General features: G+C 65.6%; 22 protein-coding genes. 17 read left to right on the plus strand and 5 right to left on the minus strand.

Going from position 1 to position 24,948, the window contains the following annotated elements:
- Nucleotides 1–53: 53 nt before the first annotated feature.
- The gene (queG, locus tag HALO32_RS07240; protein WP_225809809.1) at nucleotides 54–1,121 is read right to left on the minus strand and encodes a tRNA epoxyqueuosine(34) reductase QueG; all 1,068 of its coding nucleotides are present in this window, start codon (nucleotides 1,119–1,121) and stop codon (nucleotides 54–56) included.
- 135 nt (nucleotides 1,122–1,256) lie between these two features.
- Here queG and HALO32_RS07245 point away from each other — a divergent pair, with 135 nt between their 5' ends.
- The 11 genes from HALO32_RS07245 to HALO32_RS07295 all read left to right on the plus strand — a co-directional run bounded on the left by HALO32_RS07245 (nucleotide 1,257) and on the right by HALO32_RS07295 (nucleotide 14,651).
- The gene (locus HALO32_RS07245; RefSeq protein WP_151443088.1) at nucleotides 1,257–2,792 is read left to right on the plus strand and encodes an NAD(P)H-hydrate dehydratase; all 1,536 of its coding nucleotides are present in this window, start codon (nucleotides 1,257–1,259) and stop codon (nucleotides 2,790–2,792) included.
- Entirely contained in the window at nucleotides 2,773–3,276 is a 504-nt protein-coding gene (tsaE, locus tag HALO32_RS07250; RefSeq protein WP_151443089.1) for a tRNA (adenosine(37)-N6)-threonylcarbamoyltransferase complex ATPase subunit type 1 TsaE, read from the plus strand. The genes HALO32_RS07245 and tsaE overlap by 20 nt, the downstream gene beginning before the upstream one ends.
- Complete coding sequence (locus HALO32_RS07255) at nucleotides 3,273–4,733, plus strand: N-acetylmuramoyl-L-alanine amidase (RefSeq protein WP_151443090.1); 1,461 nt, start codon at nucleotides 3,273–3,275, stop codon at nucleotides 4,731–4,733. Before tsaE ends, HALO32_RS07255 begins: the two co-directional genes overlap by 4 nt.
- Before the next feature lie 139 nt (nucleotides 4,734–4,872).
- Entirely contained in the window at nucleotides 4,873–6,849 is a 1,977-nt protein-coding gene (gene mutL / locus HALO32_RS07260; RefSeq protein WP_151443091.1) for a DNA mismatch repair endonuclease MutL, read from the plus strand.
- A 172-nt stretch (nucleotides 6,850–7,021) separates the two neighbouring features.
- Nucleotides 7,022–7,960, plus strand: a complete 939-nt coding sequence (miaA, locus tag HALO32_RS07265) for a tRNA (adenosine(37)-N6)-dimethylallyltransferase MiaA (protein WP_151443092.1) — start codon at nucleotides 7,022–7,024, stop codon at nucleotides 7,958–7,960.
- Nucleotides 7,961–8,083: 123 nt separating this feature from the next.
- A complete protein-coding gene (gene hfq / locus HALO32_RS07270; protein ID WP_151443093.1) occupies nucleotides 8,084–8,329 on the plus strand; it encodes an RNA chaperone Hfq in 246 nt (81 codons plus the stop codon).
- Nucleotides 8,330–8,337: 8 nt separating this feature from the next.
- Nucleotides 8,338–9,654: a ribosome rescue GTPase HflX gene (hflX, locus tag HALO32_RS07275; protein ID WP_151443094.1), complete on the plus strand. Its 1,317-nt coding sequence runs from the start codon at nucleotides 8,338–8,340 to the stop codon at nucleotides 9,652–9,654.
- 154 nt (nucleotides 9,655–9,808) lie between these two features.
- A complete protein-coding gene (hflK, locus tag HALO32_RS07280) occupies nucleotides 9,809–11,020 on the plus strand; it encodes an FtsH protease activity modulator HflK (RefSeq protein ID WP_151443095.1) in 1,212 nt (403 codons plus the stop codon).
- The gene (gene hflC / locus HALO32_RS07285; protein ID WP_151443096.1) at nucleotides 11,021–11,902 is read left to right on the plus strand and encodes a protease modulator HflC; all 882 of its coding nucleotides are present in this window, start codon (nucleotides 11,021–11,023) and stop codon (nucleotides 11,900–11,902) included. It begins immediately after the preceding gene.
- Nucleotides 11,903–12,086: 184 nt separating this feature from the next.
- On the plus strand, nucleotides 12,087–13,283 hold the full coding sequence (locus HALO32_RS07290; RefSeq protein WP_151443097.1) for an ATP phosphoribosyltransferase regulatory subunit: 1,197 nt from the start codon (nucleotides 12,087–12,089) through the stop codon (nucleotides 13,281–13,283).
- A 72-nt stretch (nucleotides 13,284–13,355) separates the two neighbouring features.
- The gene (locus tag HALO32_RS07295; protein WP_151443098.1) at nucleotides 13,356–14,651 is read left to right on the plus strand and encodes an adenylosuccinate synthase; all 1,296 of its coding nucleotides are present in this window, start codon (nucleotides 13,356–13,358) and stop codon (nucleotides 14,649–14,651) included.
- Between the two features lie 12 nt (nucleotides 14,652–14,663).
- Here HALO32_RS07295 and cobO read toward each other — a convergent pair whose 3' ends face one another.
- Together cobO and HALO32_RS07305 are read right to left on the minus strand one after the other, a co-directional pair.
- Entirely contained in the window at nucleotides 14,664–15,263 is a 600-nt protein-coding gene (gene cobO, locus HALO32_RS07300; protein WP_151443099.1) for a cob(I)yrinic acid a,c-diamide adenosyltransferase, read from the minus strand.
- A gap of 67 nt (nucleotides 15,264–15,330) precedes the next feature.
- Nucleotides 15,331–16,842 carry a RimK family protein gene (locus HALO32_RS07305; protein WP_151443149.1) on the minus strand — a complete coding sequence of 504 codons (1,512 nt, stop codon included), beginning with the start codon at nucleotides 16,840–16,842 and terminating at the stop codon, nucleotides 15,331–15,333.
- A 168-nt stretch (nucleotides 16,843–17,010) separates the two neighbouring features.
- Here HALO32_RS07305 and HALO32_RS07310 point away from each other — a divergent pair, with 168 nt between their 5' ends.
- From HALO32_RS07310 to pepN, 4 genes are all read left to right on the plus strand, one after another.
- Entirely contained in the window at nucleotides 17,011–17,511 is a 501-nt protein-coding gene (locus HALO32_RS07310; RefSeq protein ID WP_151443100.1) for a GNAT family N-acetyltransferase, read from the plus strand.
- Between the two features lie 57 nt (nucleotides 17,512–17,568).
- Nucleotides 17,569–18,054, plus strand: a complete 486-nt coding sequence (locus HALO32_RS07315) for a YajQ family cyclic di-GMP-binding protein (protein WP_151443101.1) — start codon at nucleotides 17,569–17,571, stop codon at nucleotides 18,052–18,054.
- A 123-nt stretch (nucleotides 18,055–18,177) separates the two neighbouring features.
- Nucleotides 18,178–18,555, plus strand: a complete 378-nt coding sequence (locus HALO32_RS07320) for a YbaN family protein (RefSeq protein WP_151443102.1) — start codon at nucleotides 18,178–18,180, stop codon at nucleotides 18,553–18,555.
- A gap of 85 nt (nucleotides 18,556–18,640) precedes the next feature.
- Nucleotides 18,641–21,274 carry an aminopeptidase N gene (pepN, locus tag HALO32_RS07325; RefSeq protein ID WP_151443103.1) on the plus strand — a complete coding sequence of 878 codons (2,634 nt, stop codon included), beginning with the start codon at nucleotides 18,641–18,643 and terminating at the stop codon, nucleotides 21,272–21,274.
- Between the two features lie 81 nt (nucleotides 21,275–21,355).
- On the opposite strand, the gene HALO32_RS07330 is transcribed toward pepN, so the two are convergent.
- Both HALO32_RS07330 and HALO32_RS07335 read right to left on the minus strand, forming a co-directional pair.
- Nucleotides 21,356–21,643, minus strand: a complete 288-nt coding sequence (locus HALO32_RS07330) for a hypothetical protein (protein WP_151443104.1) — start codon at nucleotides 21,641–21,643, stop codon at nucleotides 21,356–21,358.
- A 71-nt stretch (nucleotides 21,644–21,714) separates the two neighbouring features.
- Entirely contained in the window at nucleotides 21,715–23,313 is a 1,599-nt protein-coding gene (locus HALO32_RS07335) for a cation:proton antiporter family protein (RefSeq protein ID WP_192576463.1), read from the minus strand.
- Between the two features lie 311 nt (nucleotides 23,314–23,624).
- Between HALO32_RS07335 and HALO32_RS07340 the strand changes: the two genes are divergently transcribed.
- Nucleotides 23,625–24,221, plus strand: coding sequence for a LemA family protein (locus HALO32_RS07340; protein ID WP_151443105.1), 597 nt, complete (start codon nucleotides 23,625–23,627; stop codon nucleotides 24,219–24,221).
- A 10-nt stretch (nucleotides 24,222–24,231) separates the two neighbouring features.
- On the plus strand, nucleotides 24,232–24,948 hold a 717-nt coding region (locus HALO32_RS07345), incomplete at its 3' end, for a M48 family metalloprotease (RefSeq protein ID WP_151443106.1).

Below are 24,948 nucleotides of genomic sequence, written 5' to 3' on the forward strand. Positions count from 1 at the left end.
TGTTGCTTACCAGGCCTACGGCTTGAAGCGGCGTAGCCGCGCTCTTCCAGCTTTCAGCTTGCAGCGATCAGTCGCTGGCGTTTCTCCCGCTGGCGGGCCAGCGCCCAGCGGACGTGCTCGCGCACCAGGTCGGAGGGGTAGGGCAGCCGGGCCATCAGGGCGGCCTCCACGGCGTCGCTCCAGGGGGCGTTGCCGAGTCCCACGGCGAGGTTGCGCAGCCAGCGTTCGTAGCCGATACGGCGTATCGGGCTGCCGGCGGTCTTCTCCAGAAATTCTTCCTCGCCCCAGGCGAACAGAGAAACGAGACTCGCCCGGTCCAGGTCATGGCGCGGGGCGAAGTCGGCCTCGCGGGAGACCCGGGTGAAGCGGGTGAAGGGGCAGACCAGCTGACAGTCGTCGCAGCCGAACACCCGGTTACCCATGGCCTCCCGGTAGCGCTCGGGAATGGCCCCGAACAGCTCGATGGTCAGGTAGGAGATGCAGGCCCGGGCATCCACCACCCGGTCCTCGACGATGGCACCGGTGGGGCAGGCGCTGCGACAGGCGCTGCAGCTGCCGCAATGATCCGTCTCGAAAGGTGCATCCACCGGCAGCGGCAGGTCAGTATAGAGTTCGCCCAGGAAGAACAGCGAGCCGGCCCCGGGGTTGAGCAGCATGGCGTTCTTGCCGAACCAGCCCAGCCCCGCCTTGCGGGCCAGGGCCCGCTCCATCACCGGCGCCGAGTCGACGAAGGCGCGGTAGCCGAAGGGGCCCACCTCGGCCTCCATCCATTTCGCCAGGGTGGCAAGTCGTTTGCGCATCAGCTTGTGATAGTCGCGCCCGGTGGCATAGCGGGAGACGTAGGCGATTTCTGGCTGGCCCAGCACCTTTGTCGTTTCCACCTCGGCGGGCAGATAGTCCAGGCGCACGCAGATCACCCGCATCGTGCCCGGAACCAGCTCCGCCGGTCGGGTGCGCTTGGTGCCGTGCTTGGCCATGAAGCCCATCTCGCCCTGGTAGCCGGCCTCGAGCCAGCGCGCCAGGTGGCGCTCGTCCTCGGCCAGGTCGACGTCGGTGATGCCGACGTCCTGAAAGCCGAGCTCGCGGCCCCAGATCTTGATCTGCTCGGCGAGGCCGGTCATGTCGGGTTCGTCAGCTGGCGTGGACGCTGGGGTCATTATCGAGAAAACACCATGCAGATCGGCCCCCGAGGCTTGGCGTGGGGCGTAGAGAATTTACACTCCTATGATAAAGCATCCCGAACGAGGAGACATCGCATGAGCTGGGAAGCAAGCCCTGCCACGACACGCGGTCGGCCGCTCTATCGCGCCGACCAGGTGCGTGAGCTCGACCAACGTACCATTGCCGCCGGCATCGAGGGCTTTGCCCTGATGCAGCGCGCGGCCGCGGCCGCCTGGAAGAGCCTGAAGGCCCGCTGGCCCGGGGTGCGCTCGCTGAGCGTGATCTGCGGGGGCGGCAACAATGGCGGTGATGGCCACGTACTGGCGGCGCTGGCCGCCGCCGAGGGGCTTGCCGTGCAGCGCATCCTGCTCAAGCCGCTCGAGGAGCTTTCCGGCGATGCCAGGCGCGCCGCCGATATGGCCACGGCGGCCGGGGTCGAGGCCCTGCCCTGGAAATCCGGTCTCGCCCTCGAGGGTGAGGTGATCGTCGATGCCCTGCTGGGCACCGGCCTCGGCGGCGAGGTGCGCGGCGAGGCCCGCGAGGCGATCGAGGCCATCAATGCCGCTGGCATGCCGGTGCTGGCCATCGACATTCCTTCGGGGCTGCATGCCGATACCGGCGCGATTCTGGGCGTCGCGGTGCAGGCCGTGCGGACAGTCACCTTCATAGGCGACAAGCTGGGCCTGCACACCGGCGCGGCCCCCTCCTGCGTGGGCGAGCTGGATTTTCGGGCCCTCGGCGTCGATGCCGGGGGCGAGGCTGACATCGTGCCGGCCGCCCACCTGCTCGATGCCGGCATGATCGGAGCCTGGCTGCCCGCGCGAGAGCGCAGCGCCCACAAGGGCGACTTCGGCCATGCCCTGGTGCTGGGTGGGGCCCCGGGCTTCGGCGGCGCGGCACTGCTCGCCGCCGAGGCGTGTGCGCGACTCGGCGCCGGCAAGGTGAGTCTCGCCACGGCGCCCGAGCATGTGACGGCGAGCCTGGTGCGACGCCCCGAGGTGATGGTCCATGGAGTGCGCGGAGCCGGAGATCTCGGCGAACTGCCGGAACACGCCGATGTGCTTGTGGTCGGCCCGGGGCTCGGCCAGGGTAGCTGGGGGCAGGGCATGCTGCAGGCAGCCCTGGCGACCGGCAGGCCTCTGGTGGTGGACGCCGACGCCCTCAACCTGCTGGCAACGCGCTACGGTGGCCAGTGCCGCGAGAACTGGGTTCTTACGCCACATCCCGGCGAAGCGGGCCGCCTGCTGGAGCTTTCTGCCGCGGAGATCGAAGCCGACCGGCCCGCGGCGGCCCTGGCCCTGCAGCGACGTTATGGCGGCGTGGTGGTGCTCAAGGGCGCCGGCAGCCTGGTGGCCGGCCCCGAGGGTCTCGCCGTCTGCCCGTCGGGCAATCCGGGTATGGCCAGCGGCGGCATGGGGGATGCGCTCTCGGGTATCCTGGGCGCGTTGCTGGCCCAGGGGCTACCCCTCGAGCCGGCGGTCCGGCTTGGCGTGCTGGTGCATGCCCTGGCTGGCGACATGGCGGCTCGGCAGGCGGGTGAGCGTGGCCTGCTGGCCGGCGATCTGGCATCCTGTGCACGAATTCTGGTCAACCCGACAATGGGCGAGGACGATGCAGCTGCGACTCGATGACGAAGATCGCCAGGTTGCCTTTGGCGAGTGCCTGGGGCGAGCCCTGCAGGGTCATGGTCGTGTGCACCTGACCGGCGAGCTGGGAGCCGGCAAGACCACTCTCACTCGCGGCATCCTGCGCGCCTGTGGCCACCGGGGGGCCGTCAAGAGCCCCACCTATACCCTGGTGGAGCCCTACGAGCTGGACGGGGTCCTGGTGCATCATTTCGACCTCTATCGTCTGGGTGACCCCGAAGAGCTCGAGTTCATCGGTGGCCGTGACCTGGTCGCCGAGGAGGCGCTCTGCGTGATCGAGTGGCCGGAGCGGGGAGAGGGGTGGCTACCCGACCCGGATCTTGAGGTGATCCTCCGACTGGCCGACAGTGGTCGTGAGGCCACGCTCGAGGCCCGCAGCGAACGTGGACGAGCGGTACTCGAGCGCCTAGCGGCGATGCCGGCGCTGGCCGGATGGGGCCTGCACAGAGAAGGTGACGCAGCGCGATGACACGCATGATATGTCTTGTACGCCTGCTGGTCGGGCTGGGGGGAGTGCTGCTGTGGCTGGCCAGTGGCCTGGCTTCTGCCGCCAGTGTCGACAACCTCCGCCTCTGGGCGGCACCGGACCATGCCCGCCTGGTCTTCGACCTTTCCTCGCCGGCCCGGGCCAATGTCTTCAGCCTCGATAATCCGCGTCGTCTGGTGATCGATCTGGACGACAGCCAGCTCAATGCCAGCGTCGACCGCCTGGACCTCGAGGGGAGTGCCATCAGCACCCTGCGCACCGGCGTGCGTGATGGCGATGGCCTGCGGGTGGTGCTGGAACTCGAGCGGGAGGTCGAGCCCCGCCACTTTTCCCTGGCGCCCAACGACCAGTATGGCCATCGCCTGGTGGTGGATCTGGAGTATCCCGGCGAGAGCGCCGTGGAGGACCCCATCGACCCCATCGAGGCGATGATCCGTGAACAGGAGATCGCCGCGGATCGTGCCCGCAGCGAGGCGGTGGCCCAGGGCCGCAACCCGGCTGATATCTCGGCCGCCGAGGTCCTGGGATCGGACAAGCCGCACCCCAAGCGCGATATCATTATCGCCATCGATGCCGGGCATGGCGGCGAGGACCCGGGGGCGATCGGGCCGGGGGGCACGCGCGAGAAGGATGTCGTGCTGGAGATGGCCAAGCGCCTCGCGCGGCTGGTCAACGCCGCGGAGGGGTTCCGGGCGGTGATGATCCGCGATGGCGACTACTATATCGGGCTGCGTCAGCGGACCCGGATCGCCCGTGAGCAGAAAGCCGATTTCTTCGTGTCGATTCATGCCGATGCCTTCAACAGCCCGCGGCCCAACGGCAGCTCGGTCTATGCCTTGTCCCAGCGGGGGGCGACCTCGGAGACCGCCCAGTGGCTGGCCGCCAGCGAGAATGAGGCCGACCTGATCGGCGGTGTCGACGGCAGTCTGTCACTGGATGACAAGGACGAGGTGCTGCGTGGCGTGCTGCTTGACCTGACCATGACCGCGACCCTCAACGACTCCCTGACCATCGGCGGTCAGGTGCTCGACCAGCTGGGGCGGGTCAACCGGCTGCACAAGTCGCGGGTCGAGCAGGCCGGTTTCATGGTGCTCAAGTCGCCGGACATCCCCTCGCTGCTGGTCGAGACTGGCTTCATCTCCAATCCCGAAGAGGAGCGCCGCCTTCGCGACGGTGCTTATCAGCAGAAGGTGGTTCAGGCCCTCTTCGGCGGCATCCGCGGTCACTTCCAGCGCAATCCGCCACCGGCCAGCCTGCTGGCCTGGCAGCGTGATGGCAACCGCAGTCCCGAGGGCAACGAGTATCGCATCCAGCCCGGCGACACTCTCTCCGAGATAGCCGCCCGTCACGGTGTGCCGGTGGCCCAGCTCAAGCAGGCCAACGAGCTCAACGGCGACGTTATCCGGGTCGGACAGGTGCTGCGCATCCCCCGTTCCTGACCCCTTCGGGGAGCTGTAAGCTATAAGCGTTAAGCTGTAAGAAGAGCCCTTGCATTCAGCAAGGTTAATGGCAGCGTTTGGGCTTACGGCTTACGGCTTACGGCTTACGGCTTACGGCTTACGGCTTTGATGGAGTGACATGACAGACAAGCGCCATATCCAGATCCTCGATCCTCGCCTGGCCAACCAGATATCGGCCGGCGAGGTGGTCGAGCGTCCTGCCTCGGTGGTCAAGGAGCTGGTGGAGAATGCCATCGATGCCGGCAGCCGTCGCATCGAGGTCGAGCTTGAAAATGGCGGTTCCCGAACGATCCGCGTGAAGGACGACGGCAGCGGTATCGGCGAGGACGACCTGGCCCTGGCGCTGTCGCGCCATGCCACCAGCAAGATCGTCTCGCTGGAGGAGCTCGAGGGAGTGTCGAGCCTGGGGTTCCGCGGCGAGGCGCTGGCCTCGATCAGCTCGGTGGCGCGCCTCGAGCTGGTCTCCAATACCGACGAAGATCCGCGCAGTGGTTGGCGTGTGGTGGCCGAGGGGCGGCGCATGGAACCCCGCGTGACCCCGGCTCCACATCCGCGCGGCACCTCGGTGACGGTGCGTGACCTCTTCTTCAATACCCCGGCGCGTCGCAAGTTCCTGCGTACCGAGAAGACCGAGTTCGGCCACGTCGAGGAGGCCTTCCGACGCCAGGCGCTGTCGCGCTTCGATATCGGCTGGGTGCTGCGTCACAACCACAAGACCCTCCATCAACTGCCGCCCGGCGATGAACCGGTGGCTCGGGAACGCCGTCTCCAGTCCCTGCTGGGCAAGGCTTTCCTGGAGAATGCCCTGCACCTGGACCTGGAGGTGGGCGGGCTGCGGCTCTCGGGCTGGGTCGGGCTGCCCACCCACTCCCGGGCCCAGGCCGACCAGCAGTACTTCTTCGTCAATGGCCGCGTGGTGCGCGATCGTCTGGTCGCCCATGCCATCCGCCAGGCCTACCGCGACGTGCTCTTCCACGGCCGCCATCCGGTGTTCGTGCTCTATCTCGAAGTCGACCCCCGAGTGGTGGATGTCAACGTCCATCCCACCAAGCACGAGGTGCGATTCCGCGATGGGCGCATGGTCCACGATTTCCTGTTCTCGAGCCTGCATCGCGCGCTGGGCGAGGCCCGAGCCGGTGAAGGTGGCGAACGCGAAGCCGCCGCGGAGGCGCAGCAGGCGGAAGAGGGTGCTCGCGAGGCGGCGGACGGCGTGCGTGAAGCGGCGCTCGCCTGGCAGCAGCAGCCGATGTCATTGCCGGGGCAGGGTGACGGGAGCCGCGATGGGACTCGTGACAGAGTGACGCCGGACCGGGTGCGGGCCTTTATGCAGGGGTATCGGGCACTGCACCCCGAGCATGAAGAGAGCCTGCTGACGCCACAGCCGGCTGCCCCGGCCCCTGGCGGTAGTGCCACGAGCGTGGCCTTGGAAGAGCGTCGTGTCTCGTCGACGTCTCGCGCCCCGCGCCCGGCGATGCCCGAGGAGGACGCGACCCGCGCGCCGCCGCTGGGCTATGCCGTGGCCCAGCTGCACGGGGTCTATATCCTCTCCCAGACCGAGCGTGGCCTGGTGGTGGTGGACATGCATGCCGCTCACGAGCGCATTGTCTACGAGCGAATGAAGACCCAGGTCCACGGCGGTGCCGGGAGTGAAGGGGGATTGCAGGCCCAGCCGCTGCTGGTGCCGGTGTCGCTGGCGGCAAGCCCCGCCGAGGTGGCCACCGCCGAGGCCGAGCATGATGCCTTCGCGCGACTCGGGGTGGAGCTTGACGTGGCCGGTCCCGAGACCCTGCTGGTGCGCCAGGTGCCGGTGCTGCTTGCCGATGCCGACGTCGAGCCGCTGATACGTGACATGCTCGCCGACCTGGAGCGCTATGGCCGCTCCGATCGGATCGAGGCGCGTATCAACGAGCTGCTTTCGACCATGGCCTGCCACGGCAGCGTCAGGGCCAATCGCCAGCTGGGGCTCGAGGAGATGAATGCTCTGCTGCGCGACATGGAGCGCACCGAGCGCAGCGGCCAGTGCAATCACGGCCGTCCCACCTGGACCGAGATGAGCATGAAGGAGCTGGACCGCCTCTTCCTGAGGGGGCAGTAGAATCCGCAACACTTCCACCTGCGTGGCGAGAAGCGCCGGGGGCAGGCCGAAGAGGAGGTCCTACGCCAGGGATGGCGTCGGTAGCGCCCAGGGATGGGTTCACAGCGCCTCCTCGAAGGCATGCCCCCGGGTAAGCTTCTCAGCGCCAAGCCTGAGAGAGCTCGAGAACGTCATGCCCGATTCGCGCCCCTCCGCCATCCTGCTGATGGGACCCACCGCGGCCGGCAAGACTGACCTGGCCATCGAGCTCCATGAACGACTCGGCTGCGAGCTGATCAGCGTCGATTCGGCCATGGTCTATCGCGACATGGATATCGGCAGCGCCAAGCCCTCGCCGCAGGAGCTTGCTCGAGCACCGCATCGGCTCATCGATATCCGTGATCCGTCCGAGCCCTATTCCGCCGCCGACTTTCGCGAGGATGCCCTAGGCGAGATGCGTCGGGTCAGCGACGCCGGCAAGGTGCCACTGCTGGTCGGCGGCACCATGATGTACTTCAAGCACCTGCTCGAAGGGGTGGCCAACCTGCCGTCAGCGGACGCTGCGGTGCGTGCCGAGCTGAAGCACAAGATGGCACGCCATGGCCTGAAGGCACTGCATGAGGAACTGAGTCGGATCGATCCGCGTTCGGCGACGCGGATCCACCCCAATGATCCCCAGCGATTGATGCGGGCCCTGGAGGTCTATCGGCTGACAGGCCGCTCCCTGAGTGAACTGTGGGACGAGCAGCGCCGTGAAACCTTTCCCTGGCGCACGCTGTCCATAGGGCTCGCTCCCTCTGACCGTGGAACGCTTCATGCATCCATCGCCCAGCGCTTCAAGATGATGCTCGATGCCGGGCTTGTCGATGAGGTGGCGGCCCTGATGAATCGTGATGATGTCGATGCGTCATTACCCGCCATGAAGAGCGTGGGTTATCGCCAGGTATGGGCATTTCTCGAAGGGGAGTATGGGCAGGGCGAGCTGGAAAGACGGGGTATCATCTCGACCCGCCAGCTGGCCAAGCGCCAATTGACCTGGATGCGTAGCTGGCCGGGACTCAACTGGGTCGATAGTCTGGGCCTTGATCCCCTGAGCGAGGTTTTGAAACTCGTGCGCGAATTCGGCACTTAGCGTAAGATGACCTTTTCAGTGGCTGGCTTAGCAAGCCCCTCGGCGTATTCAGCGTTGCCCCCTGGCGGGAGCGACAAAGATCGACATAACATCAACCCCCAGAGACACTTCAGGGAGAGCAACATGTCCAAAGGGCAGTCCCTTCAAGACCCGTACCTGAACATCCTGCGCAAGGAGCGCATTCCGGTATCGATTTTCCTGGTCAACGGCATCAAGCTGCAGGGTCAGATCGAGTCCTTTGATCAGTTCGTCATTCTGCTGCGCAACACCGTCAGCCAGATGGTCTACAAGCACGCCATCTCCACGGTGGTGCCTTCGCGCAACGTGCGCCTGCCGGCCCCGGATGCGCAGCCGGATACAGATGCGTGAGGTATTGATTGTTTTTTGAACGTCCCGACGCCGGCGAGACGGCGATCCTCGTCCATGTGGATTTTCAGGACGAGGAGGAGCGCGAGGATGCCGGTGAATTCCTGGAGCTCGTGCGATCGGCCGGTGCTGAGCCGGCCACACTGGTCACCGGTAGTCGCAAGCGCCCCGATTCCCGAACTTTCGTGGGGTCGGGCAAGCTCGAGGAGCTCCGCGAGGCGAAGGCGGCTCACCAGGCCGAGCTGGTGATTTTCAACCATAGCCTCAGTCCCTCCCAGGAGCGCAATCTGGAGCGTGAGCTCAAGTGCCGGGTCATTGATCGCACCGGCCTGATTCTCGATATCTTCGCCCAGCGTGCCAGGACCCATGAGGGCAAGCTCCAGGTGGAGCTTGCCCAGCTCGAGTACATGTCGACCCGGCTGGTGCGTGGCTGGACCCACCTGGAACGCCAGAAGGGGGGTATCGGCCTGCGCGGGCCGGGTGAGACCCAGCTCGAGACCGACCGCCGCCTGCTGCGGGCGCGCATCAAGGCGATCCACAAGCGCCTCGACAAGGTGCGCAGCCAGCGTAGCCAGAATCGCCGGGCCCGTTCCCGGGCGGAGATTCCCAGCGTCTCGCTGGTGGGCTACACCAACGCCGGCAAGTCCACGCTCTTCAACGCCCTCACGTCCGCGAGGGTCTATGCGGCCGATCAGCTCTTCGCTACCCTCGACCCGACCTTGCGTCGTCTCGAGATCGAGGACGTGGGGCCGGTGGTGCTGGCCGACACCGTGGGCTTTATCCGTCACCTGCCCCACAAGCTGGTCGAGGCCTTTCGCGCCACCCTGCAGGAGGCCGCCGAGGCTTCGTTGCTGGTGCACGTGATCGATGCCGCCGACCCTGACCGCGAGCTGAACGTCGCTCAGGTCGAGGCGGTGCTCGACGAGATCGGTGCCCTCGAGGTACCGACCCTGAAGGTGATGAACAAGATCGACCTGCTCGACAGCTCACCGCGTATCGAGCGCGATGGGGAGGGCCGGCCCGAGGTGGTCTGGCTATCGTCACGCGAGGGCAAGGGGCTCGAGCTGCTGGAGCAGGCGCTTTCGGAGCGCCTGGCCGATGACATCATCGACTTCGAGCTCTGCCTGGCGCCTGAGCAGGGCAGGCTACGGGCCGGGTTGCACGATCTCGGGGCGGTGCGCGGTGAGCGCTTCGACGACCAGGGGCGCACCCTGCTGGAGGTACGGCTGCCACGGCGCGACTTCCTGCAGCTGATGGCGCGCTTGGGTGAGCGTGCCGACAATTACTTGCCGACTGCGCTGCAGGCGCCGCCGGTATGGGAAGCGTGACGCGAGAGGAGCCGGTCCGCTGGCAGGCAGGTCAGCAGCCACAATACGATAACAGGGCGCCGGGCCGTGTGCCGGGCGTTACCCGCAGGATCGCAACCGATGTCCGTTGCCGGCACGCCCGGCGGCGGGATGAAATGCCTAGTGGAGACGACGTATGGCCTGGAATGAGCCTGGTGGTGGCAACCAGCACGACCCCTGGAGCGGGGGTGGCCGCGGTGGTAGCGGCGGCGGGGGCAAGGGTGGTGGCAATCAGGGGCCGCCCGACCTCGACGAGGCCCTGAAGAAGTTTCAGGATAAGCTCAACAACATGCTGGGAGGCCGCGGGGGCAAGAAGGGTGGCTCCGGTGGCAAGGGGGGCGGTGGCAAGCCGCGCAATGCCTTTACCCTGCCGGGTCTGCTGATCGTGGTCGCCCTGGCCATCTGGGCAGCCCTGGGCTTTTACCTGGTCGATCAGTCCGAGCGCGGGGTAGTGCTGCGCTTCGGTGAATTCCAGGAAGTGGTCACCCCGGGCCTGCAGTGGAATCCGCCGCTGATCGATGACGTGCGCATGGTCAACGTGACGCGTGTGCGCTCGGTCACCCAGACCCAGTCGATGCTGACCCAGGACGAGAATATCGTCTCCGTCGAAATGTCGGCGCAGTATCAGGTCGCCGACCCGCGCGACTTCGTGCTCAACGTGCGCGATTCCGAGCTCAGCCTCGAGAACGCCCTGGATTCGGCGCTGCGCCACGTCGTCGGCGGGACCGACATGATCGAGATCCTGACCTCCGGCCGTGAGATCCTCGGCAGCTCTGTGTCCAGTCGCCTGCAGTCCTACCTGGATGACTACGGTACCGGCATCCTGCTGCAGACGATCAACGTCGAGTCCACGGCACCGCCCGATGCCGTCGTGGACGCCTTCGACGACGTCATTCGCGCTCGCGAGGATCGTCAGCGCACCATCAACCAGGGCATCGCCTACGCCAACGCGATCATCCCCGAAGCTCAGGGCCAGGCGCAGCGTTTCGTCGAGCAGGGCCAGGGCTATCGCGAGTCCGTGGTCGCCGAGGCCGAGGGTCAGGCCAACCGCTTCAATGCGCTGCTTGGTCAGTACGAGGAAAACCCGACGATCATGCGTGAGCGCCTCTATCTCGATGCCATCAGCGAGGTGTTCAGCAATACCTCGAAGTTCATGGTCGATGTGTCCGAGAACAGCCCGTTGATGGTCCTGCCGCTCGATCGCCTCAGTGGTGCCGGCACATCGGGAGCGAGTGCCCAGTCGGCTAACGACGAGGAGTTGGATCCGCGCGTGCTCGAGCGAATGCGCTCAAGCCAGTCGTCGAGCAGCAACAGCAACAACAGTGGAATCCGCAGGGAGGGCCGCTAAATGATCAATAATCGTTCCCTGCTTATCGTCGGCGGCCTGGCCGCCGTGGCCTGGCTGGCCAGCAATAGCCTCTATGTGGTCGACGAGACAGAGCGCGCGGTCAAGCTGCGCTTCGGTGAGATCATCGAGGAGAACATCCAGCCGGGCCTGCACTTCAAGGTGCCGATCACTCATACGGTGCGTACCTTCGATACCCGTCTGCTGACGCTGGACACCGACCCGAGCCGCTACCTGACCCTGGAGCAGAAGGCGGTGATCGTCGACTCCTACGTCATGTGGCAGGTGGTCAACCCGACGCGCTACTACGAGGCCACCGCCGGTGACGAACTGGTGGCCAGACGGCTTATCCAGCCGCGGGTCGACGAGAGCCTGCGTAACGAGTTCGGCCGCCTGAACCTGCAGCAGATCATCGCCGAGCGACGCGACGACCTGATGACCGGCCCCACCGAGGATCTCGACCAGCTGATGCGCGAGGAACTGGGTGTGGCGGTGCGCGATATCCGGGTCAAGCGCATCGATCTGCCGGAGGATGTGTCTTCCGCCGTGTATGAGCGTATGCGCTCGGAGCGCGAGCGCGAGGCGCGCGAATGGCGGGCCCAGGGTCAGGAGGAAGCCGAGCGCATTCGCGCCAACGCCGATCGCCGCCGTCAGGTTCTTCTCGCCCAGGCCCAGGCTCGATCGGAAACCTTGCGAGGTGAGGGCGACGCCGAAGCGGCTGGCATCTTCTCCGAGGCCTATGGCCAGGATCAGGAGTTCTTCAGCTTCTGGCGCAGCCTCAACGCCTATCGGGAAAGCTTCGAGGGCGATGACAACATGCTGGTGCTCGATCCCTCCAGCGACTTCTTCCAGTACCTCAAGAGTCCGCAAGGCGCGAGCGACTGATCTTCCGGCGGGTGGTGCGCCGCCCGCCGGGGTTCAACCGGCTAGCAATCGTGGTAGAATCCATAAACCGGGCGTGGCCCGGTTTTTTTGTGGCCTCCCCACTCCCGGCGCACCCGTTCGCCAGCACGCCTCGCGCGACTCGGGCGTCGTCGCAGGCCCACCATCGTCTTGCAGGATGAACGACATGACCATCGCTGACCGCTGGCTGCTTCCTGACGGCATGGATGAAGTGCTGCCGCCTCAGGCCAGTCGCATGGAGGAACTGCGCCGTGCGTTGCTCGACCTCTATCACCGCTGGGGCTACGACCAGGTGATGCCGCCCCCGGTGGAGTTCCTGGACTCACTGCTTACCGGCACCGGTACCGATCTCGATCTGCAGACCTTCAAGCTCACCGATCAGATGAGCGGCCGGATGATGGGCGTCAGCGCCGATGTCACCCCCCAGGTGGCGCGCATGGATGCTCACTCCTTGCGTCGCCAGGGGCCGGTTCGGCTGTGCTATTGCACCAATGTGCTGCGTGCCAAGGCGGACCAGTACCAGGGCGGGCGTAGCCCGGTGCAGGTAGGCGTGGAACTGTTCGGTCATGCCGGCCTGGAGGCCGACCTGGAGATCCTGCGCCTGGCCCTGGCCAGCCTCGAGACCGCCGGGGCCCGGGAGATCCATCTGGCGCTGGGCCATATCGGCATCTATCGTAGCCTCGTGGAGGCCGCGGATCTCGATGCGGATCAGGAACGTGCGCTGTTCGACGCCCTGGCCCTCAAGTCGCCGGGTGAACTGGCGGCACGCGTCGAGGAGAGCGTTCGCGATCCGGGACTGGCGGCCATGTTCCATGCGCTGGGCGAGTTGCATGGCGGTCTCGAGGTGCTGGAGATGGCCCGCGAGGTCTTTGAGGAGGCACCCCAGGCCGTGACCGCGGCGCTGGGCCAGCTGAGTGACCTGGTCGACGGGGTGCTCGCTGAATACCCGGGGGTCGAACCCTACTTCGACCTGGCCGAGCTGCGGGGCTACCAGTACCACACCGGCATGATGTTCGCCGCCTATGTGCCGCACTACGGCCAGGCGCTGGCCAAGGGGGGGCGCTACGACGACACCGGCCGCGCCTTCGGCCGGGCCCGCCCGGCCACCGGCTTCTCCATGGACCTCAAGCTGCTGGCGACCCTGGCCCCCGCGGAGCCGCAGCCGGACGGCATCTGGGCGCCGGCCGAGGGCGAGGGGCTGGCGGAGGTCATGCAGGCGCTCCGCCAGCGAGGTGAGAGGGTGGTCCAGGCGCTACCCGGGCAGCGAACCGGTCCTGCGGAACACGGCTGTGACCGCCGGCTGGAATGCATCGAGGGTCGCTGGGAGCCGCGCCTCCTGGAGACTTCACAGGACCGGGCCTGAGGGCCCGCGGTCAATGACCTCGGCCCTGGGCCTTTCCACGGGCGCGGTGCCGCAACGAGAGACGAGAGCACAATGGGCAAGAATGTAGTCGTACTGGGCACCCAGTGGGGTGACGAAGGCAAGGGCAAGGTGGTTGACCTGCTCACCGAATCCGCGTCGGCGGTGGTGCGCTTCCAGGGCGGGCACAATGCCGGCCATACCCTGGTCATCGACGGCGAGAAGACCGTCCTGCACCTGATTCCCTCGGGTATCCTGCGCAACGACAAGATCTGCGTGATCGGCAACGGCGTTGTGCTGTCGCCCGAGGCGCTGATGGAGGAGATCCGCGAACTGGAAAGCAAGGGCGTACCGGTGCGTGAGCGCCTGCGCCTTTCCCCGGCCTGCCCGCTGATCCTGCCGTATCACGTGCGCCTGGACCAGGCCCGCGAGAAGGCCCGCGGCATCGCCAAGATCGGCACCACCGGCCGGGGCATCGGCCCGGCCTATGAGGACAAGGTGGCGCGGCGTGGTCTGCGACTCGGCGATATCCTTCACCGCGAGCGTTTCGCCTCCAAGCTCGGCGAGGTGCTCGATTACCACAACTTCGTGCTGACGCAGTATCACGGCGAGAAGCCGGTGGATTTCCAGCAGGTGCTCGACCAGGCGATGGCCATGGCCGAGGAGCTGCGCCCCATGGTCTGCGATACGGTGAGCCTGGTTCACGAGATGCGTCGTGCCGGAGAGAACATCCTCTTCGAGGGCGCCCAGGGCTCCTTGCTGGATATCGACCACGGCACCTACCCCTTCGTGACCAGCTCCAATACCACCGCCGGCGGCACTGCCACCGGCTCAGGGGTGGGGCCGCTCTACCTGGACTATGTCCTGGGTATCACCAAGGCCTATACCACGCGGGTCGGCTCCGGTCCCTTCCCGACCGAGCTGTTCGACGACCACGGCCGTCACCTGGCCGAGCGGGGGCACGAGTTCGGCGCCACCACGGGTCGCGCACGTCGCTGCGGCTGGTTCGATGCCGTGGCACTGCGTCACGCCGTGCAGATCAACTCCGTGTCGGGCATCTGCCTGACCAAGCTCGATGTGCTCGACGGACTGGAGAACATCCGTGTCTGCGTGGGCTATCGCAGCAAGGATGGTGAAGTGCTCGATACCCCGGTGGACTCCGAAGGCTACGAAGCCATCGAGCCGCTCTATCAGGACCTGCCGGGCTGGAACGAGTCGACTCTGGGGGCACGTCGCGTCGAGGACCTGCCCGCCAATGCGCGCTCCTATATCAGCTTCCTTGAAGAGAAGGTCGGTACCTCCATCGACATCATCTCCACTGGGCCGGACCGCAACGAGACCATCGTGCTGCGCAATCCCTTCGAGGGCTGAACCCCAGCAGGCTCAATAGTCGATGCCGCGCCGCGCCTGGACGCCACTGTTGAAGGCGTGGCGCACTTCCTGCATCTCGGTGACGGTGTCGGCCATGGCCATGAGATCGCGGTGGGCGTTGCGCCCGGTGACGATCACCGTCTGCTCTGACGGGCGGTTCTCGATGGCGTGCTTCACCGTCTCGATGTCCAGATAGCCGAACTTGAGCATGTAGGTGATCTCGTCGAGCACCACCAGGTAGACCTCGGGGTCGGCGAGCATTCGTGCCGCGTCGGCCCACACCTCGCGGCAGGCGGCGGTGTCCGCTTCGCGGTTCTGGGTGTCCCAGGTGAAGCCGGTGGCCATGATGGCGACCTCGAGGTTGGGGTCCTCGACCAGCCGCTCGCGCTCGCCGCACTCCCACAGCCCCTTGATGAACTGCACCACGCCGGCCTTGTAGCCGTAACCCAGGGCGCGGGTCACGGTGCCCCAGGCGGCAGTGGTCTTGCCCTTGCCGTTGCCGGTGAAGACCAGCAGCAGCCCGCGCTGTTCGGTAGCCTCGGCGACCTTCTCGTCGACGCGGGACTTGAGTTTCTGCATGGCCTGCTGGTGGCGGGTATCGCGATCGGTCATCGTGGCTCCAACTCTTGTATAAGGCTTGTTCAGGAAGGCGACAGCATACGCCAGAACCGGATGAGCGTCAGCCTCCCGCGGTTCGCGACTTCTCCCCCACCCGTGCTTCCATGCGCGCCACGAAAACCGCCATGATTTGCTCATAGAGCGTGCGGCCGAGCACAGCGTCCTCGATGCCGGCGTCCACGTTGGGGTTGTCGTTGACCTCGATCACGACCACGCGGTCACCGGCCTGCTTGAGATCCACCCCATAGAAACCGTCGCCGATCAACCGTGTCACCTTGAGTGCCGCCTTGATGACTGCGGTCGGGACCTCAGCGGGATCATGGGTGGTGAAACCGCCGCTCTTCACCCGGCCGCCGGAGTGGTCGTAGATCTGCCAGTGGCCGCGGGCCATGAAGTAGCGGCTGGCGAAGAGGACCTTGCCGTCGAGCACGCCAATTCGCCAGTCATATTCGGTGGGTAGCCATTCCTGGAGCAGCAGCAGGGCCGAGGTGGCGAACAGCCGATTGGCCTCGAGAGCGAGTTGCTCTGTCGATTCGACCTTGACAATGCCCCGGGAGAAGGCGCCGTCGGGAATCTTCAGTACCAGCGGGAAGCCGAGGCCGGCGACCCGTTCGTCCAGCGGGCGGCGGTCACCGCGCTTGAGCAGCATGCCTGCCGGCGCCGGAACGCCGCGGGCCCGCAGCAGGGCATGGAGGTAGACTTTGTTGGTGCAGCGCAGGATGTCCCGGGGCGCATCGATCACCACCAGCCCTTCATGTTCCGCCCGCCGGGCCAGGCGGTAGGTATGATGATCGAGGGCGGTTGTCTCACGGATGAACAGGCCGTCGAATTCGGCGAGTCGCCCGGCATCCTTGCGGGTGACCAGCGAGACATCGATGCCGAGCCTGCGTCCGGCGCGGATGAAGGCCTTGAGCGCAACGCGATTGCTGGGGGGCAGGGCTTCCTTTGGATCGACCAGGATCGCCAGGTCAAAGCGGTAACGGCGCCGTGCCTTGGGCGTGCGCCATACCTTGCGGGAATGCCGATTGAGGGCCGTGGCGAACAGGTCCTGCTCTTCCGGCGCCAGATCGCGCAGGCGCAGCGGCTTGAGGCGTGACAGCTGCCAGGCATCGTGGCGACGCACCAGGCGGGCCTCGAGCAATGGGCAGGGCAGTCTCTCGAAGAGCCGGCGGGCCAGTTTCGCCACCCCTGGCTCCCGGCACTCGCCGAACAGCACCCGCAGGGTCAACTGGTCACCGTGCAGCGTGCCCTGGCGGGCCAGGTCGCCGAGCAGCGGGTTCAGGCCTTCGAGCTGGAGGTCGACCAGGGCCTTGCGGCCAAGCGCGTTGAGGGTATCGACCGCGGGCAGTACCCGCTGTCCCCGCGCCTGGGCCAGCAGCGAGACATAATAGCCCGTGCCCAGGTAGTCGAGCTCGCTGCAAAGGTTGATCACATGGGTGGTGCGGTCCTGGTCGTCGCCGATGCGGTGTTGCCGGTCCTGGGCCAGGAAGTCGTCGGCGGTGATCAGGTCCTCGGAGGGATAGTAGGGTCGCCAGTTTTCCAGACGGTCGACGACGATGCGCAGCGGACACATGGTGTGGCTTCCGTGCTGGGCGGCGGGGTGCCGCCGGAATTTGGCCAGCATGCTCCTGAGCCCGCTCCCGGACAAGCGGGCGTTCGAGTGAAAAGATTTCATGGTCAACGCCGGTGACAGCGATAATGACCCTGATCACAATCGTGCCGAGATTTCGGGAGATTCGAGATGACCGTCACTCTGCGCCAGGCCCTCTCTCATGACCTGGATGCGCTGTATCGCCTGGAGCGGGTGGCCTTCACCGGCGACCGTTTCAGTCGCCGCCAGCTCTGGCATCTGCTTAACCGCGCGAATGCTCTGACCCTGCTCGCGGAGCGTGACGCCGAGGATCTCTCTCCAATGAGGCTGCTGGGCTATGGCACCTTGCTGTTTCGTCGCGGAACCCGTCGTGCCCGGCTCTACTCCTTCTGCGTGCATCCGGACGCGCGGGGCAGCGGCTTGGGCCGCAGGCTGCTGGAGGCCTTGGAGGCCGAGGCACAAGCGCGTGATGCCGAGGTGCTGGGCCTCGAAGTGCGCGTCGACAATCGCGTGGCATTGGGACTCTATCGGCGAATGGGCTTTCGCCCGGAGCGCTGGCTGAGCGACTACTACGAGGACGGCTGTGCGGGCTGGCAGATGGCCAAACCGCTGCTGCCCGAACAGGGGGCCACGCAGGCCCGTGAGGGCTGATAGAATCACGCCACTCGTCTCCCTGCACCACTGATCAACCCTCTACCGGATATGCCCATGCCCTCCTTCGACATCGTTTCCGAGTTCGACAAGCACGAAGCCAGCAACGCCGTGGATCAGGCCAATCGGGAGATTCAGACCCGTTTCGATTTCAAGGGCGTCACGGCGAGCTTCGAGCTCAATGGCGAGACCGTCTCCCTGGAAGCCGAAGTCGACTTTCAGCTCAAGCAGATGCTCGACGTGTTGCGCAACAAGCTGATCAGTCGCGGCATCGACGCCCGCTGCATGGATGTGCAGGAACCGGTGCTGTCCGGGGTTCGGGCTCGCCAGGAGGTTACGCTCAAGCAGGGGCTCGACCAGAAGGAGGCCAAGGATGTCGTCAAGCGCATCAAGGACAGCAAGCTGAAGGTCCAGGCTCAGATCCAGGGCGAAAAGGTCCGGGTCACTGGCAAGAAACGCGACGATCTCCAGGCCGTCATGGCCCTGCTGCGCGGGGAGGGCGGCCCCGACCTGCCGCTGCAGTTCGACAACTTCCGCGATTGACGGCCGGCGTGTCGCCTTGACCCAGGTCAGCCTGATGGTGTCCATAGTCGTTCGTGATTGGCACGGAGTGGCAGAATGCTCTTAAATAGGGTGGATACCTGATGTTTGGGGAGTGAGCGATAGATGCCCGTCGTTCGTCGTATCGCCTTCCTTGCCCTGGCCTGGGTCAGCTTCGGGCTGGGCGTGGTGGGGGCTTTTCTACCATTGCTGCCGACTACCTGCTTCATGCTGCTGGCGGTCTGGGCGGCCTCGAAGGGATCCCCGCGCTTCGCCCTGTGGATTCGCGAGCATCCCCGCTTCGGCCCCGCCGTGGTCGCCTGGGAGTGCGAGCGAGCGATTCCCCGCCATGCCAAGTGGCTGGCCTCCGCCATGCTGGCCGTCTCGATGCTGGTGCTGGCGCTAACCGTGAGCCTCTGGTGGCTCAAGCTGTCGTTGATTGCCGGGCTCTGTCTGGTGGGTGCCTGGATCCTGTCGCGCCCCGAGCCTGTTGCCGCTCATTGATCGAGGAGCGTTCGTCGCATTGCTTTGAGCTCAGAGCGTGGGGCGCCGTACAATGGCGGGCTATCACCGACAGGAGCCATCCTCGATGTCAGAACCGCAGCCGACCTATCTGAGTGACTACCGCCCGCCCGCCTACCGTGTCACTCGCACCGAACTGACCTTCGATCTCGATCCGAACGCCACCCGGGTCAAGGCTCGCCTGCACATCGAGCGTCACCCGGAGCGCGAGGCCGTTGCTCCCCTGGAACTCGACGGCGAGCAGCTCTCCCTCAAGGCCATCGCCATCGACGGTCAGCCGCTGGAGCCGGACGAGTACGAGGTCGACGAGACCGGGCTGGTCGTGCATCGGGTGCCGAAAGCCTTCCTGCTCGACAGCGAGGTCGAGATCGCGCCCGACGCCAACACGGCGCTGTCGGGGCTCTATCGCTCGAGCGGCATGTTCTGCACCCAGTGCGAAGCCGAGGGCTTCCGCCGCATCACCTTCTATCCGGATCGCCCCGACGTCATGGCCACCTTCTCCACCACGGTCATCGGCCGTGCGGAGCAGGAGCCGGTGCTGCTCTCCAACGGCAACCCGGTGGAGCGTGGCGAGCTGCCCGGTGGTCGCCACTTCGTCACCTGGGAGGACCCGCACCCCAAGCCCAGCTACCTGTTCGCTCTGGTGGCCGGGGACCTGCAGAAGGTCAAGGATACCTTCACGACCATGAGCGGACGTGACGTCACCCTGCAGATCTGGGTCGAGGAGGAGAACCTCGACAAGACCGATCATGCCATGGCCTCACTGAAGCGCGCCATGCGATGGGACGAGGAGGCCTACGGCCGGGAGTACGACCTGGACCTCTTCATGATCGTGGCGGTCAACGACTTCAACATGGGCGCCATGGAGAACAAGGGCCTCAATATCTTCAACGCCGCCGCGGTGCTGACCCATCCCCACACCGCCACCGATGCGGCCTTCCAGCGCGTCGAGGGCATCGTCGCCCACGAGTACTTCCACAACTGGTCGGGCAACCGGGTCACCTGTCGTGACTGGTTCCAGCTCTCCCTGAAGGAGGGCTTCACGGTATTCCGTGACCAGTGCTTCTCGGCGGAGACCAACTCCGCGCCGGTCAAGCGCATCGAGGACGTCTCCTTCTTCCGCACCGCCCAGTTCGCCGAGGATGCCGGTCCTACTGCCCACCCGGTGCGCCCCGATCACTACATCGAGATCGGCAACTTCTACACCCTGACCATCTACGAGAAGGGCGCGGAGATCGTGCGCATGCTCTCGAACCTGGTAGGGGAAGAGGCCTTCCGCCGCGGCAGCGACCTCTACTTCGAACGCTTCGATGGCCAGGCCGTCACCATCGAGGACTTCGTGGATTGCATGGCCGAGGCCTCGGGCCAGGATCTCGCCCAGTTCCTGCTCTGGTACTCCCAGGCGGGGACGCCGGAGATCGATGCTCACGGCGAGTATGACTACGCTAACGCCGAGTACCGCCTCATCCTGCGCCAGCGGACGCCGGCGACGCCGGGTCAGCCGGACAAGCAGGCCCTGCACATCCCGGTGCGCCTGGGGCTGGTGGGTACCAAGTCCGGCCGCGACCTGCCGCTGACCCTGGAGGGCGAGTCGCTGGGCAGCGACGCGGTGATCCATCTGCGTGAGGAAGAGCAGGAGTTTCTCTTCACCGATGTCAGCGAGGCGCCGGTGCCTTCGTTGCTGCGCGGCTTCTCGGCCCCGGTGAAGCTGCACTTCCCCTATGCTCGCGAGGATCTGGCCTTCCTGCAGGCCCGTGACTCCGACGGCTTCAACCGCTGGGACGCCGGGCAGCGCCTGGCCCTGCTGGCCCTGGACGACCTGATCGCGGCTCATCGCAATGGTGTCGAGAAGGTGATGGACCCGAGGGTGATCGATGCCTTCCGCAGCCTGCTGGCGGCGGAAATCGACGACAAGGCGGTGTTGGCCCAGATGCTGACGCTGCCCTCCGAAGCCTATATCGCCGAGCAGCAGCCGCTGGTCGACGTGGATGCCATCCATGCCGCTCGCACCTTCGTCAAGCAGCGCCTTGCTCAGGTACTGCGTGACGACTTCCTGCGCGTCTATCGCGAGAACCAGGACGACGCTCCCTATGCGCCGGAGCCCGAGCAGATCGCCGCGCGCAGCCTGAAGAACGTGGCACTCTCCTACCTCATGGCCATCGAGGACGAGACGGGGCTGGAACTCGCCCGCGAGCAGTTCGACGCCGATCACAACATGACCGACGTGCGCCATGCGCTGACCCTGCTGGTGCACAGCTCGCGCGGCGATATCGCCGACCCGGCCCTCAAGGCCTTCGGCGAGACCTGGGCCCACGACCCCCTGGTGATGGACCAGTGGTTCGCCATTCAGGTCACCCGTCCGCAACCAGACGTGCTCGACCGCGTCAAGTTCCTGATGGAGCACCCGGCCTTCTCGTTGAAGAACCCCAACAAGGTGCGAGCCTTGATCGGTACCTTCGCCAACCAGAATCCGGTGAACTTCCACCGTGACGACGGGGCAGGCTATCGGTTGCTGGCCGCCACCGTGATCGAACTCAACCGCCTCAACCCCGAGATCGCCGCTCGCATGATCACCCCGCTGACGCGCTGGGCACGCTTCGACGAGGCGCGCCAGGAGTTGATGAAGGGCGAGCTCGAGCGCATCCGCGCCGAGGAGCTCTCGCCGAACGTCTACGAGGTAGTGGAGAAAGCGCTCGCCTGAGGCAGAGGTGTGATTCATGTTGCCTGAAGCGCAGAGCGCCGCCCTTTGGGGCGGCGCTCTTGCGTCGGGGCAGGGGTGAAGTCATCGGATCAGCCAGCTCAGTACCGTCACCCCCAACAGCCACCAGAACAGGGTGGCGACGATGGCGGTTCGCATCAGCGCGGCGACACCCTTCCACATCAGCCACAGGCCGATCACCAGCACCACCAGGTTGATCAGGGTAAGGGGAATGCCCAGCGACTCGGAAAGGCCCTGCATGAAGCTGCGGGCCGCGTCGCCGATGCCTGCGAAGAAGCCGGTGAGGCCCTCGACGATAAAGCGGATGAATTCTCCGAAGGCGTTGCCGATGAAGGCGAAGACGTCGTCCATGGGTGAGAGTTCCAGAAAGGTAGGGAGCGTATGTCGAGTATCGCGAGAAGCGCCTCAGGGTGACAAGTCACCTACCCCAGCTGACTGGCGCGGGATATGACCCCGGCCTCCTCGGCAGCACTGTCCGCCAGAGCCCGGCCGGCCTCGTCATAGACATGGAAGACCGCATTGGCGCCCAGTTCGCGGATCGGTTCAATCTCCTCGGGGTATTCCACCACGGCGGTGATCTTGCCCGGGAACTCCCTGGAACGCAGCTGCTTCAGGGCGAAGAGGTTACCGGCATGGTGAGGCATGGCCAGCACGATTACCTGAACGCCATGGGACATCAGCAGCTTGTCCCAGAAGTCAGAGTCCACTGCGTCACCTTCGAGGATATTGAAGCCTCGCTCCCCCAGCTTCTTGACGCTCTGGGGATTGCTGTCGATACCCAGCACGCGAAGCCCATACTCCTTCTGCAAGCGACGGTAGACGCTGCGGCCGATGCGGCCCATGCCCAGGACCACCGCTTCGGCATCGCCAACCTCGATCGGGCGATCGCTTGGCGAGAGCTCCTCCATGGCGATGGGCGGAAGCCTGGGTTCAAGCCAGCGATAGAGCCGCTCACTGAAGCCATTGAGTATCGATGAGAATCCGAAGCTCAGCGCTACCGCCAGTGAAAGGACCACCAGCCATTCCTCGGTAACCCACTCGCTGGACACCGCGATGGCGCCCACGATCAGCCCGAATTCCGAATAGTTGGATAGGCTGAGGGTGGCCAACAGCGATGTGCGGTGCCTCATCCGGAAGCGCATGAAGATGAGCTGATAGATCAGGCTCTTCAGTGGCAGGATCAGCACCAGCAACATGGCGATGCCGACCATCTCGGTGCTGGGCATCGCCGTCAGCCCGATGGTCAGGAAGAAGCCCACCAGCAACAGCTCCTTGAGGCTGAACATGGAACGGGCGAGGGCCTGCGCCGCGGGGTGGGGCGCCAGCAGCAGCCCGATGATCAGGGCCCCCAGGTCTCCCTTCACGCCCACCGACTCGAAGAGGGCGTAACCCAGCACCAGCGCCAGCAACATGCCGAACAGCATCTGCATCTCGCCGTGGCCGAGCCGGTCGAGCAGGGCACGCAGGGCGGGCGCCAGGGGGATCAGCAGCACTAGGCCCAGCGCCCAGGGGCTCGGCAGTTCTCCCGTGGAGGCGGTGATGAAGATCACTGCAAAGATGTCCTGCATGATCAAAACGCCGATGGCCAGGCGGCCATAGGCGGTCTGAGTTTCGCTGCGCTTCTCCAGCACCTTGACCACGAAGACGGTGCTGGAAAACGACAGCGCAAAGCCCAGCAAGGCCAGGGTGGGCCATCCCGTGCCGTCCAGCAGCCCCAGTCCCAGCCATTTGAACAGTGATAGCAGCGCTACCATCAGCAGCGTCGATGCCATCATGTGCAGGGAGGCGCCGCCCCAGACATCCCGTCGCAGCAGGGTGCGCACATCGAGTTTCAGGCCGATGGTGAACAGCAGCAGGGTGACCCCGATGTCGGAGATGGTTTCCAGCAGCGGGGTCTTGTCGTAGCCCAGGGCGTTGAGCACGAAGCCGCCAGCGAGGAATCCCACCATGGGCGGTAACCGCATCCCGAGGGCCAACATGCCGCCAAGAAAGGCAGCGAGAAGAAAGGCCGGTTCGATCATGCACACTCCCTGTTCCGCACGCTTCAGCAAGACAGATAGTGTAGGGAAGTCGTAAGCTGATTGGCATTGATGATTCGGCGTATGCCGTCATGTTCGGTGTCGACGTCATGCTTGGTGTGGGACGAAGCAGGCGAGAGGAGCGTGAATGGCCAGGTTGATCCTCAATGTCAAGGCTGCGCGCCATGCTCTGGCAGCCCCGCAAGAGTGCCCGCTGTTCTCGCAACCGCCATGATGCAATGTCTCGCGGTCAGGCCTAAGTTTAACGGCAACCGCCCTGTGGTTTTTTCCCTCTGACTAGGAGTCACGGCACCATGGACCTCTCGCTGATCATCCCCGTCGTGCTGCTGGGCGCCCTGCTGGTGTACGGCGTCGCCATCTACAACCGCTTGGTAACACTCAAGAATCGCTACCAGAATGCCTTTGCCCAGATCGAGGTACAGCTCAAGCGTCGCCACGACCTGATTCCTAACCTGGTGGAGACCGCCCGGGCCTACATGAGCCACGAGCGTGAGACCCTGCAGGCGGTGACCGAAGCGCGCAACGCTGCCGAGGTCGGCCTGCAGCAAGCCGCGGCTCGACCCGGCGAGCCCGGCGCCATGGCCGAGCTGGCCGATGCTGAAGGTGCTCTCGGCGCAGCACTCGGGCGACTCAATGTGGTGATGGAGGCCTACCCTGACCTCAAGGCGTCCGAGAACATGCAGCAGCTCTCCGAGACCCTCACCAGCACCGAGAATCGGGTGGCCTTCGCTCGACAGGCCTTCAACGACGCGGTCATGCAGTACAACACCTATCGCCAGAGCTTTCCTCCGGTGATCCTGGCCGGCTCCTTCGGCCATAAGCAGGATGCGGCTCTGCTGGAGTTCGCCGACAGTGCCGAGATCCAGGCGGCGCCCCGGGTAAGCTTCTGAGCCGGCCCCGATGGACTTCTTCACGGCCCAGGATCGCGCCCGGCGCCAGACCGGTCGGCTGGTCCTGTTGTTGGGGCTGGCGTTAGCGGCGCTGATCCTGGTCACCTCGCTGGTGGTGGCCCTGGCAGTGGTGCTGTTCGATGGTGGTGGCCCCTTGACCGGCAAGCCCCTCGAGCGAGCCCTGCAGCCGCCGCTGTTCGCCGGGGTGGCACTGGCGGTAATTCTGGTGGTGGGCCTGGGGAGTCTCGTTCGGCACCTGCAACTGCGGGCGGGAGGCAGTGTGGTGGCCGAAGCCCTGGGCGGCCGGCCCCTCAATCTTGAGACCCGTGATGCTAACGAGAGGCGGCTGCTCAACGTGGTGGAAGAGATGGCGATTGCTTCCGGCATGCCGGTCCCGCTGGTCTACCTGCTGGAGGATCCGGCCATCAACGCCTTCGCGGCAGGATACGAGCTTGACGATGTAGCCATCGGGGTCACCCGTGGCGCTATCGAGTCGCTGGATCGCGACCAGCTCCAGGGAGTGATTGCCCACGAGTTCAGTCATATCCTCCACGGCGACATGCGAATCAACCTGCGACTGGTGGCGCTGCTTCACGGCATCCTGATGATCGGCTTGATCGGTCGCATGATGCTGCCTCGCTCAGGCAGTGGCCGCCGCCTGCGCTCTCGACGCGGCAGGGGGCATGCCGCGGTGCTGGGCCTGGGGGTGGGGCTGATGGTGGGGGGC

Source organism: Halomonas lysinitropha (assembly GCF_902500215.1).
Lineage (GTDB): Bacteria > Pseudomonadota > Gammaproteobacteria > Pseudomonadales > Halomonadaceae > Halomonas > Halomonas lysinitropha.